A 15,999-nucleotide genomic window follows, 5' to 3' on the forward strand; every position below is an offset into this window, starting at 1 on the left:
TGTAGTAATTATTAAAATACAATTTTATATTCTTTTAATCTAGGAATATATCTCAGGTGTAGTCACATTCTTTAGCTTTGACAGATAATAAAGATACTTCGGATCATTTGTTTCTGTTTGGATCATATCCTTTTCACAATCTGTGCAAATAAATTTTGTGTATAAATGTATCCCTCTAAGTTTTGACTCTTCACATATTACACATGTTTCCCCAATATGCTTGTTTGTTATAAGTGAACTCAACTGCCTCCACCTCCATTAACATCTTTCCCATAAGTATAAAATGTATACACAATTTTTAATTTAACCTACAATTTTTTTTGTATCACTCACTATAATATGTAGAAATACCTATGTTGAGCCTGTATATAATTAATTTTTCATAAAGGATTACTTCCTCTCTCCATTTTCAAATCCCTTTCTTAATAAAGTTAATAGGGCTTATCCTGTTGAAAATTTATATTTACAATAAGCAATCCAATATCATATAATCCTGATAAGAATACTAAGGATTAGGGTGAATTGGATGAATAAATTAATTATTTTTTCGTTTATTGGCTTTTTAGCACAACTTGTAGATGGTGCTTTGGGTATGGGATTTGGTGCAACATCTGCTTCATTATTATTAATGTTTGGGATAGCCCCAGCTGTCGCTTCAGCTTCAATTCACATGGCGGAAATAGCCACCACAGCTGCATCTGGTGCTTCTCATATATGGTTTAAAAATGTTGATAAAAACATCTTAATAAAGTTGACAATTCCTGGAGCGATTAGTGCATTTATAGGCGCAGCTTTCCTTAGTAGTATACCGGGTGATTTAATCAAACCATTTATATCAATCTTTCTATTATTACTAGGATTCTATATCATCATAAGATTTTTATTTTTTAGTCAAACAGGATATAAAAATCAATCACCAAACCTTTCAAAAAAGTTTTTAACTCCACTGGGATTGATAGGTGGATTCTTTGATGCTGTTGGAGGTGGTGGTTGGGGACCAATTACGACACCTGTATTACTTACACGAAGGGGAATTCCTCCTAAAAAAGTAATTGGAACTGTCGCCACTAGTGAGTTTGCTATTGCGGTTTCTGCTACATTAGGGTTCATTTTGTTTCTAGGTATTGAGCACTTTCAATGGTTTTGGGTTCTATCCTTTATGATTGGTGGAGTTATTGCAGCCCCAATTGCTGCTTGGCTTGTTAGAATTGTACCTTCATATATGTTAGGAGTATTAGTTGGAGGGTTTATTATTCTTACAAACTCTATGACCATTATTAAAGCAGCTTCATTACCTATTTCTTGGGCCATATTAACTTATTCTCTAATCATTTCTCTATGGGTTGTAGCGATATTATTTCAATTAAAGAATAGAAAAATTTTTTTAGCTATAGATTAAGACAGCAAACTAAGGTATTGGTATAAATTTTTAAAAATTTATACCCTCCGCTTTTCACTCCCCTTCATCCTCGTTTCTTGAAACCCAACCATTTTATTAATTGTATTTCGTATTCTTTTACTAATACTTATTTTAGTAAGAACCATTCGGTTTAGGTCAAAGAAAAAGACCCATTCAATGAATGGGTCTTCTCTAAGTGCCCAGAGACGTCCTACTCTCGTAGTGGTCGTCCCCCAACTACCATGGCGCTGAAGAGCTTAACTTCCGTGTTCGGTAGGCCGGCTTCCGATGACCACTATGTATCCCTTTTCTAATCGTACTCATTATTCTAGTATAAACCTTACGGTTTTAAATAAGAAAAAAAGACCCATTCAATGAATGGATCTTTCCTAAGTGCCTAGCAACGTCCTACTCTCACAGGGGGAGTCCCCCAACTACCATCGGCGCTGAAGAGCTTAACTTCCGTGTTCGGTATGGGAACGGGTGTGACCTCTTCGCCATCATCACTAGACTTATGAAGGTTCGCGCCTTCAAAACTAGATAACGTTCAGACATTCATTAATTATTTGGTTAAGTCCTCGATCGATTAGTATCAGTCAGCTACACACGTCACCGCGCTTCCACCTCTGACCTATCAACCTCGTCATCTTCGAGGGATCTTACTAGCTTGCGCTATGGGAAACCTCATCTTGAGGGGGGCTTCATGCTTAGATGCTTTCAGCACTTATCCCGTCCACACATAGCTACCCAGCAATGCCCTTGGCAGAACAACTGGTACACCAGCGGTGTGTCCATCCCGGTCCTCTCGTACTACGGACAGCTCCTCTCAAATTTCCTACGCCCACGACGGATAGGGACCGAACTGTCTCACGACGTTCTGAACCCAGCTCGCGTACCGCTTTAATGGGCGAACAGCCCAACCCTTGGGACCGACTACAGCCCCAGGATGCGATGAGCCGACATCGAGGTGCCACACCTCCCCGTCGATGTGGACTCTTGGGGGAGATACGCCTGTTATCCCCGGGGTAGCTTTTATCCGTTGAGCGATGGCCCTTCCATGCGGAACCACCGGATCACTAAGCCCGACTTTCGTCCCTGCTCGACTTGTAGGTCTCGCAGTCAAGCTCCCTTGTGCCTTTACACTCTACGAATGATTTCCAACGATTCTGAGGGAACCTTTGGGCGCCTCCGTTACATGTTAGGAGGCGACCGCCCCAGTCAAACTGCCCACCTGACACTGTCTCCCATGCCGATCAGGCATGTGGGTTAGAATTTCAATACCGCCAGGGTAGTATCCCACCGACGCCTCCACCGAAGCTGGCGCTCCGGCTTCTAAGGCTCCTACCTATCCTGTACGAGCTGTACCAAAATTCAATATCAGGCTACAGTAAAGCTCCACGGGGTCTTTCCGTCCTGTCGCGGGTAACCTGCATCTTCACAGGTACTATAATTTCACCGAGTCTCTCGTTGAGACAGTGCCCAGATCGTTACACCTTTCGTGCGGGTCGGAACTTACCCGACAAGGAATTTCGCTACCTTAGGACCGTTATAGTTACGGCCGCCGTTTACTGGGGCTTCGATTCAAAGCTTCTCTTGCGATAACCGCTCCTCTTAACCTTCCGGCACCGGGCAGGTGTCAGCCCCTATACTTCGCCTTGCGGCTTCGCAGAGACCTGTGTTTTTGCTGAACAGTCGCCTGGGCCTATTCACTGCGGCTTATCAGGGCTATTCACCCTAATAAGCACCCCTTCTCCCGACGTTACGGGGTCATTTTGCCGAGTTCCTTAACGAGAGTTCTCTCGAACACCTTAGGATTCTCTCCTCGCCTACCTGTGTCGGTTTGCGGTACGGGCACCTCTCACCTCGCTAGAGGCTTTTCTTGGCAGTGTGAAATCAGGAACTTCGGTACTTTATTTCCCTCGCTATCTCAGCTCAGTCTTTACGATTCGCGGATTTGCCTACGAATCAGCCTTACTGCTTGGCCGCGCCTATCCAACAGCGCGCTTACCCTATCCTTCTGCGTCCCCCCATAGCTCAAACGGTGAGGAGGTGGTACAGGAATTTCAACCTGTTGTCCATCGCCTACGCCTTTCGGCCTCGGCTTAGGTCCCGACTTACCCTGAGCGGACGAGCCTTCCTCAGGAAACCTTAGGCATACGGTGGAGGGGATTCTCACCCCTCTTTCGCTACTCATACCGGCATTCTCACTTCTAAGCGCTCCCCCAGTCCTTCCGGGCTGACTTCTCTGCACTTAGATCGCTCTCCTACCATTGTTCTAAGAGAACAATCCACAGCTTCGGTGATACGTTTAGCCCCGGTACATTTTCGGCGCAGAGTCACTCGACCAGTGAGCTATTACGCACTCTTTAAATGGTGGCTGCTTCTAAGCCAACATCCTGGTAGTCTGGGCAACTCCACATCCTTTTCCACTTCACGTATACTTTGGGACCTTAGCTGGTGGTCTGGCCTGGTTCCCTCTTGACTACGGATCTTATCACTCGCAGTCTGACTCCTGAATATAAGTCTTTGGCATTCGGAGTTTGACTGAATTCGGTAACCCGTTGGGGGCCCCTAGCCCAATCAGTGCTCTACCTCCAAGACTCTAAATTCAAGGCTAGCCCTAAAGCTATTTCGGAGAGAACCAGCTATCTCCAAGTTCGATTGGAATTTCTCCGCTACCCACACCTCATCCCCGCACTTTTCAACGTGCGTGGATTCGGGCCTCCATTCCGTGTTACCTGAACTTCACCCTGGACATGGGTAGATCACCTGGTTTCGGGTCTACAACCACGTACTCATGCGCCCTATTTAAGACTCGCTTTCGCTGCGGCTCCGTCTTATCAACTTAACCTTGCCCGTGATCGTAACTCGCCGGTTCATTCTACAAAAGGCACGCCATCACCCTGATATTTTCCGAAGGAAAAATCATAGGGCTCTGACTACTTGTAGGCACACGGTTTCAGGATCTCTCTCACTCCCCTTCCGGGGTGCTTTTCACCTGTCCCTCACGGTACTGGTACACTATCGGTCACTAGGGAGTATTTAGCCTTGGGAGATGGTCCTCCCTGCTTCCGACGGGATTTCTCGTGTCCCGCCGTACTCAGGATCCACTCTAGAGAGAACGAAGTTTCGACTACAGGGCTGTTACCTTCTGTGGCCGATCTTTCCAGATCACTTCATCTACCGCGTTCTTTTGTAACTCCGTACAGAGTGTCCTACACCCCCAAGAGGCAAGCCTCTTGGTTTGGGCTATTTTCCGTTTCGCTCGCCGCTACTCAGGAAATCGCGTTTGCTTTCTCTTCCTCCGGGTACTTAGATGTTTCAGTTCCCCGGGTTTACCTTCAACTACCCTGTGAATTCAGGTAGAGATACTGCTCCATTACGAGCAGTGGGTTTCCCCATTCGGAAATCTTCGGATCAAAGCTTACTTACAGCTCCCCGAAGCATATCGGTGTTAGGCCCGGCCTTCATCGGCTCCTAGTGCCTATGCGTCCACCGTGCGCCCCTACTAACTTAACCTAAGTTAAAGTCGTAAAAACTTTACAGTTTATTACGTTGGTTTTAATTCTTCATGAATGTCTTGTTACGTTATCTAGTTTTCAAGGAACGATTTAAATAAGAGATTACAATTTCGAATCTCAAAGTTGGTGGAGCCTAGCGAGATCGAACCGCTGACCTCCTGCGTGCAAGGCAGGCGCTCTCCCAGCTGAGCTAAGGCCCCCACGTTATTTAATTAGATAGATATGGTGGGCCTAAATGGACTCGAACCATCGACCTCACGTTTATCAGGCGTGCGCTCTAACCAGCTGAGCTATAGGCCCATATCTGATAAGCTCTCTCAAAACTGACCACAATAAATCAAGCGTCTTTTTATGAATCTCATAAGAGATTCAGTTTCCTTAGAAAGGAGGTGATCCAGCCGCACCTTCCGATACGGCTACCTTGTTACGACTTCACCCCACTCATCTGTCCCACCTTAGGCGGCTGGCTCCTAGCTGAAACAAGTTTCATCTTAGGTTACCCCACCGACTTCGGGTGTTACAAACTCTCGTGGTGGGACGGGCGGTGTGTACAAGGCCCGGGCACGTATTCACCGCGGCATGCTGATCCGCGATTACTAGCGATTCCGGCGTCATGCAGGCGAGTTGCAGCCTGCAATCCGAACTGAGATTGGTTTTATGGGATTCGCTTAACCTCGCGGTTTTGCTGCCCTTTGTACCATCCATTGTAGCACGTGTCTAGCCCAGGTCATGAGGGGCATGATGATTTGACGTCATCCCCACCTTCCTCCGGTTTGTCACCGGCAGTCACCTTAGAGTGCCCAACTGAATGCTGGCAACTAAGATCAAGGGTTGCGCTCGTTGCGGGACTTAACCCAACATCTCACGACACGAGCTGACGACAACCATGCACCACCTGTCACCTTTGTCCCCGAAGGGAAAACTCTATCTCTAGAGCGGTCATAGGGATGTCAAGACCTGGTAAGGTTCTTCGCGTTGCTTCGAATTAAACCACATGCTCCACCGCTTGTGCGGGCCCCCGTCAATTCCTTTGAGTTTCAGTCTCGCGACCGTACTCCCCAGGCGGAGTGCTTACTGCGTTTGCTGCACCACTAAGGGGCGGAAACCCCCTAACACTTAGCACTCATCGTTTAGGGGGTGGACTACCAGGGTATCTCATCCTGTTCGCTCCCCACGCTTCGCTCCTCAGCGTCAGTTACCGCCCAGAGAGTCGCCTTCGCCACTGGTGGTCCTCCACATCTCTACGCATTTCCCCGCTACACGTGGAATTCCCCTCTCCTCTTCTGCACTCAAGTCTCCCAGTTTCCAATGACCCTCCCCGGTTGAGCCGGGGGCTTTCACATCAGACTTAAAAGACCGCCTGCGAGCGCTTTACGCCCAATAATTCCGGATAACGCTTGCCACCTACGTATTACCGCGGCTGCTGGCACGTAGTTAGCCGTGGCTTTCTGGTTAAGTACCGTCAAGGTACGAGCAGTTACTCTCGTACTTGTTCTTCCTTAACAACAGAACTTTACGACCCGAAGGCCTTCATCGTTCACGCGGCGTTGCTCCGTCAGACTTTCGTCCATTGCGGAAGATTCCCTACTGCTGCCTCCCGTAGGAGTCTGGGCCGTGTCTCAGTCCCAGTGTGGCCGATCGCCCTCTCAGGTCGGCTCCGCATCGTTGCCTTGGTGAGCCGTTACCTCACCAACTAGCTAATGCGCCGCGGGCCCATCTGTAAGTGATAGCCGAAACCATCTTTTAATAGAGAACCATGCGGGTCTTTATATTATCCGGTATTAGCTCCGGTTTCCCGAAGTTATCCCAGTCTTACAGGCAGGTTGCTCACGTGTTACTCACCCGTCCGCCGCTCATTAAAGGCAGCAAGCTTCCTTTAATCCGCTCGACTTGCATGTATTAGGCCCGCCGCCAGCGTTCATCCTGAGCCAGGATCAAACTCTCCAATAAGAGATATTTGATTGCTCAAATAAAAATTTAAAACTAGATTAAACGTTGACGCTTGTTTATTGTGTTCAGTTTTCAAAGAGCTTCGAATTCGCCGTCTCGTTAAGGCGACTTTATTAATATACCACACTCAAAAAGCGAGGTCAACATTTTTTTAAAATGTTTTTCAAAGGCAATAGGTCTTAACGACCGAAGTATAATTTATCATATTTAGATTTGAAAGTCAAACAAATATTAAATAAAAAACCAAACAAATGTTAGACACTTGTTTGGTTATAAAATAAACCTTTCAATAACTACAAGAGCTACTAAACCAGGAATCCCTAAAAATCCCGATACTGTAGATGTTACTAAATTAATTGGAACATGGATACCTAATGTTGAGCCAAATGCATTTAAAAAGAATAATAATAATGCACCTATTAGAATTTTAACGACACCTTGTCCTACAAATCGAATAGGCTTTATAGGTGCACCTACTATTAATAAAAGTAAAACAAGGCCTCCTATTATCGACATCACGATAATTGGTTCCATATTTTCACGCTCCTCATAGATAACTTGTACTACTATATCTATGAGACATTAAAAAAAACAGAACCATGAGTTCTGTTTTTCAATAAATTTATGACCTTCCGATGAATAACTTTCTTTGCTTTGCTTCTCTTAGTAAGAAGAAATATTTTGACTCTGCTAATCTCAGGTCATTTAGAATCTCTTCAGACGGATCTATACTCTTTTCAATAAGCAGCTTTTGTTTCATCCAATCTTCTTTTAAATGCTCGAGTTGCTGTAATAGCTTTTCATCGAAATCTTTACGAAGTTTTCCTTTTTTACGAAAGAACATTAGAAAATCCCCCTTCGCTATAGCTCTCGTCTTCCTTGCATTGCTTTTGATAATGTAACTTCATCAGCATATTCTAAGTCTCCACCAACTGGCAACCCATGCGCTATACGTGTCATTTTTATCCCTGTGGGTTTTAGAAGTCGAGAAATATACATTGCAGTTGCTTCTCCCTCAATATTGGGGTTTGTCGCTAAGATAATCTCTTGTACTGTGTCATCAGAAAGTCTTTTGAGTAGCTCTGGAATTTTAATATCCTCTGGACCAATACCGTCCATTGGAGAAATGGCTCCATGTAAAACGTGATAAAGGCCATTGTATTCCTTCATTTTTTCCATTGCAATAACATCTTTAGGATCTTGTATTACACAAATAATCGTTTTATCTCTGCGATCATCTTCACAAATATAACAAGGATCTTGATCAGTAATATGACCACAATTTGAACAATATGTTAAATTTCTTTTTGCATTAACTAATGCTTTAGCAAAGTCTAGTACAATATCTTCTTTCATACTTAATACAAAGAAAGCCAGGCGAACGGCCGTCTTAGGACCAATCCCCGGCAATTTCATAAAGCTATCTATTAGCTTCGATATCGGTTCGGGATAATGCATTTACTTCCTCCTAATAAGAAAAGCGCAAGCGCCTTGGTCAGCCCTGAAAAGAGCTGATATACCCTGTCCAGTAAGTTCTGAAGCTCTTAATGAGCTAGGCGCTGGCGCTAGACAGCAAAACTTAATTCAATTTATATCGTTATTATCGCTGTAAAAGTTACACCAGAATCATTTTATTAGAAAGGTAAATTCATACCCTTAGTAAATTGACCCATTGTTTCATTAGTTACTTCTTCAACTTTCCTTAATGCATCATTTGTTGCAGCTAGCACTAAATCTTGAAGCATGTCGATATCATCAGGATCCACAACTTCTTCTTTAATTTTCACGTCGATGATTTCTTTTTGACCGTTAGCAACCACGATCACCATTCCGCCACCAGCTGTTCCTTCGAATGTTTTTTCAGCTAATTCTTCTTGTGCCTTCGCCATGTCCTTTTGCATTTTCTGCATTTGTTTCATCATCTTTTGCATATTTCCGCCGCCACGCATCATAATAAAAAACCTCCATTATATTAAGTATTATTTATTCTTTTATTTCAATGAGCTCCGAACCTACAAGTTTCATTGCTTCTGCAATTAATGGGTCCTCTTCATTTTGATTAGACTCATCTTGATCTGTATGTCGTTGCTCACGTAAGAAACCTTCTCTAATTTTACCCCATTCGTCCTCTGGGACACCAATCATATCGAATCTTTTTCCTGTAATATCATATAAAATATTCTCAAGATTGTCACGGACGTTGTTATTGTTTTCAGCGACCATTTTACAATGGATTTCATATTTAAATTTTAAGACAAATGAATTTTCACCTGCAGCTACGGGCTCACTTTCAATCAGAAGTGCTGCATGTGATACCTTATTTTGCTGACGAAGTGTATCAAGCATTTCGCCCCAATGAGATTTAATTACTTCTAGGTGGTTGCGAGTTGCTTGTTTTAAAATCTCATTAATTCTCCCTACTGGAGTTTTATATCCATTACGAACAACCTTTTGTGGTTTCTTATCCGCAGGTGCTTGACTACTATCTTGGGAGACCATAACTCCCTTAGTCTTTATTTCTCTTAACTCATTTTCAAGTTGACCAATTTTTTCAGTAAGCTTGCTAACTTCGCTACCATCAATCTTCGTTTCAGTTTTCCCCAACTGAGATAATTTAACAAGTGCCATCTCCAAAAAAATCCTTGGATGATTAGTCCATTTCATTTCTTGTTGAGCTTTGTTAAGGATATCTATAATTTCATAAATACTGTCCCTACTGATTGTTGTGGCAAGCTCGGTAAACTCATGATCTACCGCTTGTCTTTGTAAAACTTCTTCTAGCTGTGGTGCTGTTTGATACAATAACATGTCCCGATAATAGAAAATCAGGTCTTCTAAAAATCGCATCGGATCTTTTCCATGCTCAATCATCTCATCCAGCGTTTTTAATGCAGTATGAATATCTTTATCATGAATGGATTGAATCAACTTCGTTAAGAATCCATGAGATACAGAACCTGTGATGGTTAGTACATCTTCAATATTAACTTCTTCTTCACTAAAGGAGATGACTTGGTCTAAAAGACTCAATGCGTCACGCATGCCTCCATCAGCTGCTCTTGCTACTATTTGAAGTGCCTCTTCAGAAACCTTTACCTCTTGATCATCAATTACAGTCTTCATCCGACCTACAATCGCTTGAGAAGTAATCCGTCGAAAATCAAACCTTTGACATCTTGATATGATCGTTAAAGGTATCTTATGTGGTTCAGTTGTTGCCAATAAGAAGATGACATGTTTGGGTGGCTCTTCTAAAGTTTTCAGCAATGCATTAAATGCACCGATTGAGAGCATATGGACTTCATCAACAATGTACACTTTATACCTTACAGCACTTGGAGCAAATTTAACCTTATCACGAATATCACGGATTTCATCAACACCATTGTTTGAAGCTGCATCTATTTCCAACACATCGGATATCGATCCATTTGTAATCCCTATACAAGATTGACATTCGTTACATGGCTCAGCAACTGGTGCATTTTCACAATTCACCGCTTTCGCTAATATCTTTGCCGCACTTGTTTTTCCAGTTCCTCTTGGACCAGAAAATAAATAAGCATGCGAGAACTTTTCCTGAAGCAGGGCGTTTTGCAATGTTTTTGTAATATGCTCCTGACCTACCACGTCATGAAAAGATTGTGGTCTAAATACGCGATATAATGCTTGATATGCCATGTGAATGCCCTCCCTCTTGTAACATTGTATCGTTATTATTATACAGTATGTACACTGTTTTTTTCAAAAAGCTTGTATATATTCATTTATAAAAGCAATTCTTAAAAATTTACAGGCTATAACAACATTATCATTTAAGCCTAGAACATCTTTCTTCCTTAGAGCTATCCTCAACGATAAAATGCAAACAACTTTTTAACAAAAAAGCCAATAAAAGCAAAAAACCCACTCGAAGGAGTGAGTTTTTAATCATTATGTTAGCTGCCGTGCACCTTCCGTCGAATAGCTACCATAAGCGTTACTCAAGCAGTTAGCTCGGTCCAGGCAACCCTACGGCACATGAGATGATCCACTTACTGCTGCTTCCTTCCGGACCTGACAGGATTCATGGGTTCCCATTGCGTAGGACCCAGACGTCAACACCACTTACTTGAGGCTGACCCTACAGTAGACTACCCTCGTGAAAGGGATTCAGCCTCGCTAGAGCGGATTGCGAGTACAGGGCACCGCTACCTCCCCGCTTAGCACGACATAAACAAGTATATAATGTTTTGGTGAAAAAAGCAACGGCTAGCAAAACGTCAACATTTGGTAATCGTGTTCATTTGTTTTTTTTACGCTGTCGTAAATTGCGAAAGAAGGTACTTAATAGTTCACTACATTCATCTTCAAGTACACCTGAAACTACCTCTGATTGATGATTAAATCTGCTCTCCTGCAATAAATTCATAAGTGTACCAGCGCATCCGCCCTTTGGGTCACTCGCCCCATAGACCACCCGCTTAATCCTTGATAGCATAATAGCACCTGCACACATTGGACAAGGCTCCAGAGTCACATAAAGTGTAGCATCTTCTAATCTCCATGAGCCTGTTTCTTTACATGCATGATCAATTACTAAGAGCTCTGCATGGGCAATTGACCGTTGTTCAGTTTCTCGTAGATTATGTGCAGAAGCTACGACCTTGTCATTCATGACAATCACAGCACCAATGGGAACTTCCTCTATTTTTTCAGCTAACCTAGCCTGCTCTATCGCTTTTTTCATAAAATACTCGTCTTGTTTCATACAATTTCTCCTTTAATTTAACACCATCACTAACATACAAGGCTTGTATATTTTGGATAAAATATATTCTTACTCCACAGACTAATTACCGCTCAGGCGGATCAGAGGGGGGAGCATCGTACCAAAATGCAAAATGAAGCCTTACTAATAATTGATATGATTAATGATTTTAATTTTAAGGATGGATCACTACTTGCAGAAAAAGCGAACAAACTAGCTCCATCAATTCTTAGTTTAAAAAAACGATTTAAAAAATATAAAAAGCCAATTATTTATATTAATGACCATTATCAAGTAAAACAAGCAGATTTTAAGAAGATTTCTACAATATGCACAAATGCTTTAAGCAAACCCATTATCGAACTATTATTACCTGAAGATGATGATTACTTCCTTCTAAAACCAAAGCACTCTGCTTTTTATGGTACCTCTTTAGACGATCTTTTACATCAATTAAAAGTAGAAACCCTAACGATAACTGGAATAGCCGGCAATATATGTGTCTTATTTACAGCTAATGATGCTTATATGAGAGAATATGAATTAATCATACCAAGTGATTGTATTGGCTCAGCAAGTGAACAGGACCATATTTATTCCTTATATATGATGAAGGAGGTTTTAAAGGCAAATACTAATCACTCTAAATCGATTTTGACTTAAGGGCTATTTCCCTAAACTTAGTTGCTTACGAGGGTCTTTAGAAGCATTATGACGCATTAGTGTGGCTCTTTCCCACTGGAAATCCAACCTAATATTACATTAAACTCCCTATTTAAATTGAAAATTAGTTAATAATTAACCTTCTCACGGAAAAGAGCCTAACCGAGGGCTATCTGTGTAAACTAACCGCTTGGTGGGTCCTAAAAAACACTATGAACCAAGTAGTGTGGCTCTTTTCCTCTGGAAATCCAACCTAATATTACATTAAACTCCCTATTTAAATTGAAAATTAGTTAATAATTAACCTTCTCACGGAAAAGAGCCTACCGAGGGCTATCTGTGTAAACTAACCGCTTGGTGGGTCCTAAAAAACACTATGAACCAAGTAGTGTGGCTCTTTTCCTCTGGAAATCCAACCTAATATTACATTAAACTCCCTATTTAAATTGAAAATTAGTTAATAATTAACCTTCTCACGGAAAAGAGCCTACCGAAAAAAACTAATCATCATTTCTCACTACCTACATACAATGGTAAAGTGAAAATTTCGGTAAGTGAAAGTGAGAGGATAACACCATGCAAATTCATGTGATTCAACCAGGCCAAACTTTGTATGGAATAGCACAAGCTTATAACACAACCTTCACAGATATTGTTGAAGCGAATGATATTCCAAATCCTGATAATCTTGTTATTGGTCAAGCAATTGTAATACCGATTATCGGAAGGTTTTATTGGGTACAGCCGGGTGATAGTCTATGGTCTATAGGAAGAAGGTTTGGAATAGCTCCTGAGCGGTTAGCAACCATCAATCAGCTATCTACTACTCAACCTATCAATCCAGGATTAAAACTTTATATTCCAGAACTTGATAAACCTAATAAAGAAATTAATGCATATGTAGAACCACTTGGAAATACAGTAACTCCTGCAATTGAAAACAGTACTCGTGAAACAGCGCCATATTTAACCTACCTTGCTCCTTTTAGTTTCCAAATCAATCGGGATGGGACTCTAAAAGAACCCCTACTAAATAATTTTCCAGAAATCGCAAGAAATAATGATGTGACATTAATGATGGTTGTGACTAATTTAGAAGAAGGACAGTTTAGTGATGAACTGGGCCGAATAGTACTTACAGATCAAACTGTCCAAAACCGTTTATTGGACACGATTGTTGAAACGGCAAGAAAGTATGGATTTAGAGATATTCATTTTGATATGGAATATCTTCGCCCCGAAGATCGTGAGGCTTATAATACATTTCTTCGTAAAGCAAAACAAAGATTTTCTGCCGAAGGCTGGTTGATGTCTACGGCTCTTGCTCCAAAAACAAGTGCTGAACAAAAAGGGCGCTGGTATGAAGCACATGATTATCGTGCACATGGTGAAATTGCAGACTTTGTTGTCATCATGACATATGAGTGGGGATACAGTGGTGGGCCTGCAATGGCGGTATCACCTATTGGACCTGTTCGAGAAGTGCTAGAGTATGCCATTTCCGAAATGCCTAGTACAAAAATTATGATGGGTCAAAATCTATATGGGTATGATTGGACATTGCCCTTTGTTGAAGGTGGCGAATATGCAAAAGCAGTCAGCCCACAGAGAGCTATTGAAATTGCAGCTGAAAACAACGTTCCAATAGAATATGACTACAAAGCACAAGCACCCCATTTTGATTACCGAGATGATGAAGGAAAAGACCATACAGTCTGGTTTGAGGATGCTAGAAGCATACAAGCAAAATTCGACCTCATCAAGGAACTTAATCTTAGAGGAATAAGCTATTGGAAATTAGGTCTTCCATTTCCACAAAACTGGTTACTAATTACCGAAAACTTTAATGTAGTTAAGCAATAAGGAGTAAAGCCAAAGCTATCGATTAAAATCGGTAGCTTTTTCGATTGAATTGATGTCCATTGGATAAGGCTAAGAGTAAATTATTTCTAAGATGACGTAATCTGTCTACTAGATCATTTTAGCAAAAACTACATAATATAAATAAAATGTTTATGATTAGCTAAGTACAAAAAGCCAGGGAACCTGAGTAATTTTATTTTACCGAAATCTCCCTTCTATTTTTCGACTTTATTTCTCTCTTTTTCGACCTTATGTGATAAAATAGTTTTTATCTGTCTTATAAAAGAAGAGGTGTGTGAAAAGGGGGAGCACATATGAGTATTACACCTTTTATTACCGTTGAAGGCCCAATTGGTGTTGGTAAAACTTCACTGGCAAGAGCCATTTCAGAGCATTTCCAATATGCTCTATTGAAAGAAATTGTCGAAGAAAATCCTTTTCTCGGTAAATTTTATCAAAATATAGAAGAATATAGCTTTCAAACAGAAATGTTTTTTCTTTGTAATCGATATAAACAACTTGAGGATATAAATGAAAAATTCATCCAGCAAAACAAGCCAGTTGTTGCCGATTATCATATATTAAAAAACCTAATATTTGCAGAGCGCACGTTGAAGCCATTTCAATACCAAAAGTATTTGCAAATCTATGACATCTTGACTGCGGATATGCCTTTACCAAACCTCATTATATACCTCAATGCTAGTCTAGAAACATTACTGAACCGTATTGATTTACGTGGTAGAGAAATTGAGAAGTCAATTAGTCCTAGTTATTTGCTTCAGCTTTCAGCAGATTATGAAACAACAATGGAACGATTTGAACGCACATACCCATCGATTCCAGTCATTCGATTTAATGGTGATGAACTTGATTTTGTACAAAGCAACCAGGATTTGAAGTATATATTATCAAAAATAGATGAAAACATGCATATAAAAGGAGTTTAAGACATGAATTTGCGCCAAAAATATGATATTCCAAGCAACGCTGTTATTACCATTGCAGGAACAGTAGGTGTCGGGAAATCTACGATGACGAATGCACTAGCTAATGCCTTAGGTTTTCGAACCTCCTTTGAAAAAGTAGATACCAATCCATATTTAGATCGCTTTTACAATGACTTTGAACGCTGGAGTTTCCACTTGCAAATATACTTCCTAGCTGAGCGTTTTAAAGAACAAAAGAAGATATTTGAATATGGTGGTGGATTTGTACAAGATCGTTCTATTTATGAGGATACCGGAATTTTCGCAAAAATGCATTATGATAAAGGAACCATGACTCCTGTAGATTACGAAACATATACAAATCTATTTGAGGCAATGGTGATGACACCGTATTTTCCTCATCCGAATCTATTAATTTACTTAGAAGGAAGTATCGATGACATTTTAGCCCGAATTAAGGAACGAGGACGTCCAATGGAGCAGCAGACACCTGTTGAATATTGGGAGGAAATGCACGGAAGATATGAAAAATGGATTAATAGCTTTCACGCATGTCCAGTTCTACGATTAAATATTAATGAATATGATATCGTTGATAATGAGAGATCGATTGAGCCAATTGTTGAAAAAATTTCTCACTTTCTTAGGCAAACGCAATTATTGAAAAGCTAATTATATATAACGAGAAAAGAGAGTTTGGACTGGTCCAAGCTCTTTTTTTATCTCATTCTACAAGGTGCCAATATTTCACCCTGAAAAATAACTTAGGCCCATGGGGTATGAAAAAATGTTTCCTCCAAAGTGTGGAATGAGCGGAGAGCCACTTGACTCCTGCGGGATCCAGTGGTCTCGTGAGACCCCGCAGGAGCCAGCCCCTGGCGACGAGGAGGCTCACGGACCACC

12 protein-coding genes, 2 tRNA genes, 3 rRNA genes and 1 other RNA gene are annotated in these 15,999 nt (G+C 41.4%); 5 read left to right on the forward strand and 13 right to left on the reverse strand.

Annotated elements, in window-relative coordinates; all coding sequences use genetic code 11:
• Window positions 1–39: 39 nt before the first annotated feature.
• Window positions 40–243 (reverse strand): sigma factor G inhibitor Gin, encoded by a 204-nt coding sequence (locus BK579_RS01635; RefSeq protein ID WP_078543226.1) that lies wholly within the window; start codon window positions 241–243, stop codon window positions 40–42.
• A gap of 283 nt (window positions 244–526) precedes the next feature.
• Between BK579_RS01635 and BK579_RS01640 the strand changes: the two genes are divergently transcribed.
• Window positions 527–1,399 (forward strand): sulfite exporter TauE/SafE family protein, encoded by an 873-nt coding sequence (locus BK579_RS01640; RefSeq protein WP_078543227.1) that lies wholly within the window; start codon window positions 527–529, stop codon window positions 1,397–1,399.
• A 395-nt stretch (window positions 1,400–1,794) separates the two neighbouring features.
• Here the strand turns inward: BK579_RS01640 and rrf are convergent.
• The 12 genes from rrf to tadA all read right to left on the reverse strand — a co-directional run bounded on the left by rrf (window position 1,795) and on the right by tadA (window position 11,620).
• Window positions 1,795–1,910: ribosomal RNA gene (gene rrf, locus BK579_RS01645) — 5S ribosomal RNA — on the reverse strand.
• A 55-nt stretch (window positions 1,911–1,965) separates the two neighbouring features.
• Window positions 1,966–4,918, reverse strand: a 23S ribosomal RNA gene (locus tag BK579_RS01650).
• Window positions 4,919–5,044: 126 nt separating this feature from the next.
• Window positions 5,045–5,120: transfer RNA gene (locus BK579_RS01655), tRNA-Ala, on the reverse strand.
• Between the two features lie 23 nt (window positions 5,121–5,143).
• Window positions 5,144–5,220: transfer RNA gene (locus BK579_RS01660), tRNA-Ile, on the reverse strand.
• An 82-nt stretch (window positions 5,221–5,302) separates the two neighbouring features.
• A 16S ribosomal RNA gene (locus BK579_RS01665) occupies window positions 5,303–6,870 on the reverse strand.
• Together the 16S, 23S and 5S rRNA genes with 2 tRNA genes alongside form the textbook arrangement of a ribosomal RNA operon.
• A 270-nt stretch (window positions 6,871–7,140) precedes the next feature.
• Window positions 7,141–7,404 carry a pro-sigmaK processing inhibitor BofA family protein gene (locus BK579_RS01670; protein ID WP_078543228.1) on the reverse strand — a complete coding sequence of 88 codons (264 nt, stop codon included), beginning with the start codon at window positions 7,402–7,404 and terminating at the stop codon, window positions 7,141–7,143.
• An 88-nt stretch (window positions 7,405–7,492) separates the two neighbouring features.
• Entirely contained in the window at window positions 7,493–7,714 is a 222-nt protein-coding gene (locus tag BK579_RS01675; RefSeq protein ID WP_078543229.1) for a YaaL family protein, read from the reverse strand.
• Between the two features lie 17 nt (window positions 7,715–7,731).
• The gene (gene recR / locus BK579_RS01680) at window positions 7,732–8,328 is read right to left on the reverse strand and encodes a recombination mediator RecR (protein WP_078543230.1); all 597 of its coding nucleotides are present in this window, start codon (window positions 8,326–8,328) and stop codon (window positions 7,732–7,734) included.
• A gap of 176 nt (window positions 8,329–8,504) precedes the next feature.
• The gene (locus BK579_RS01685; protein WP_078550314.1) at window positions 8,505–8,819 is read right to left on the reverse strand and encodes a YbaB/EbfC family nucleoid-associated protein; all 315 of its coding nucleotides are present in this window, start codon (window positions 8,817–8,819) and stop codon (window positions 8,505–8,507) included.
• A gap of 34 nt (window positions 8,820–8,853) precedes the next feature.
• A complete protein-coding gene (gene dnaX, locus BK579_RS01690; RefSeq protein WP_078543231.1) occupies window positions 8,854–10,551 on the reverse strand; it encodes a DNA polymerase III subunit gamma/tau in 1,698 nt (565 codons plus the stop codon).
• A 264-nt stretch (window positions 10,552–10,815) separates the two neighbouring features.
• Window positions 10,816–11,081, reverse strand: an RNA gene (ffs, locus tag BK579_RS01695) — signal recognition particle sRNA large type.
• 71 nt (window positions 11,082–11,152) lie between these two features.
• The gene (gene tadA, locus BK579_RS01700; RefSeq protein ID WP_078543232.1) at window positions 11,153–11,620 is read right to left on the reverse strand and encodes a tRNA adenosine(34) deaminase TadA; all 468 of its coding nucleotides are present in this window, start codon (window positions 11,618–11,620) and stop codon (window positions 11,153–11,155) included.
• Between the two features lie 126 nt (window positions 11,621–11,746).
• Here tadA and BK579_RS01705 point away from each other — a divergent pair, with 126 nt between their 5' ends.
• From BK579_RS01705 to BK579_RS01720, 4 genes are all read left to right on the forward strand, one after another.
• Entirely contained in the window at window positions 11,747–12,283 is a 537-nt protein-coding gene (locus tag BK579_RS01705; protein WP_078543233.1) for a cysteine hydrolase family protein, read from the forward strand.
• Between the two features lie 576 nt (window positions 12,284–12,859).
• Window positions 12,860–14,146, forward strand: coding sequence for a glycosyl hydrolase family 18 protein (locus BK579_RS01710; protein WP_078543234.1), 1,287 nt, complete (start codon window positions 12,860–12,862; stop codon window positions 14,144–14,146).
• A 314-nt stretch (window positions 14,147–14,460) separates the two neighbouring features.
• The gene (locus tag BK579_RS01715; protein WP_078543235.1) at window positions 14,461–15,096 is read left to right on the forward strand and encodes a deoxynucleoside kinase; all 636 of its coding nucleotides are present in this window, start codon (window positions 14,461–14,463) and stop codon (window positions 15,094–15,096) included.
• Window positions 15,097–15,099: 3 nt separating this feature from the next.
• Window positions 15,100–15,768 (forward strand): deoxynucleoside kinase, encoded by a 669-nt coding sequence (locus tag BK579_RS01720; RefSeq protein ID WP_078543236.1) that lies wholly within the window; start codon window positions 15,100–15,102, stop codon window positions 15,766–15,768.
• The last annotated feature ends 231 nt before the right edge of the window (window positions 15,769–15,999 follow it).

The organism is Litchfieldia alkalitelluris (genome assembly GCF_002019645.1).
Lineage (GTDB): Bacteria > Bacillota > Bacilli > Bacillales > Bacillaceae_L > Litchfieldia > Litchfieldia alkalitelluris.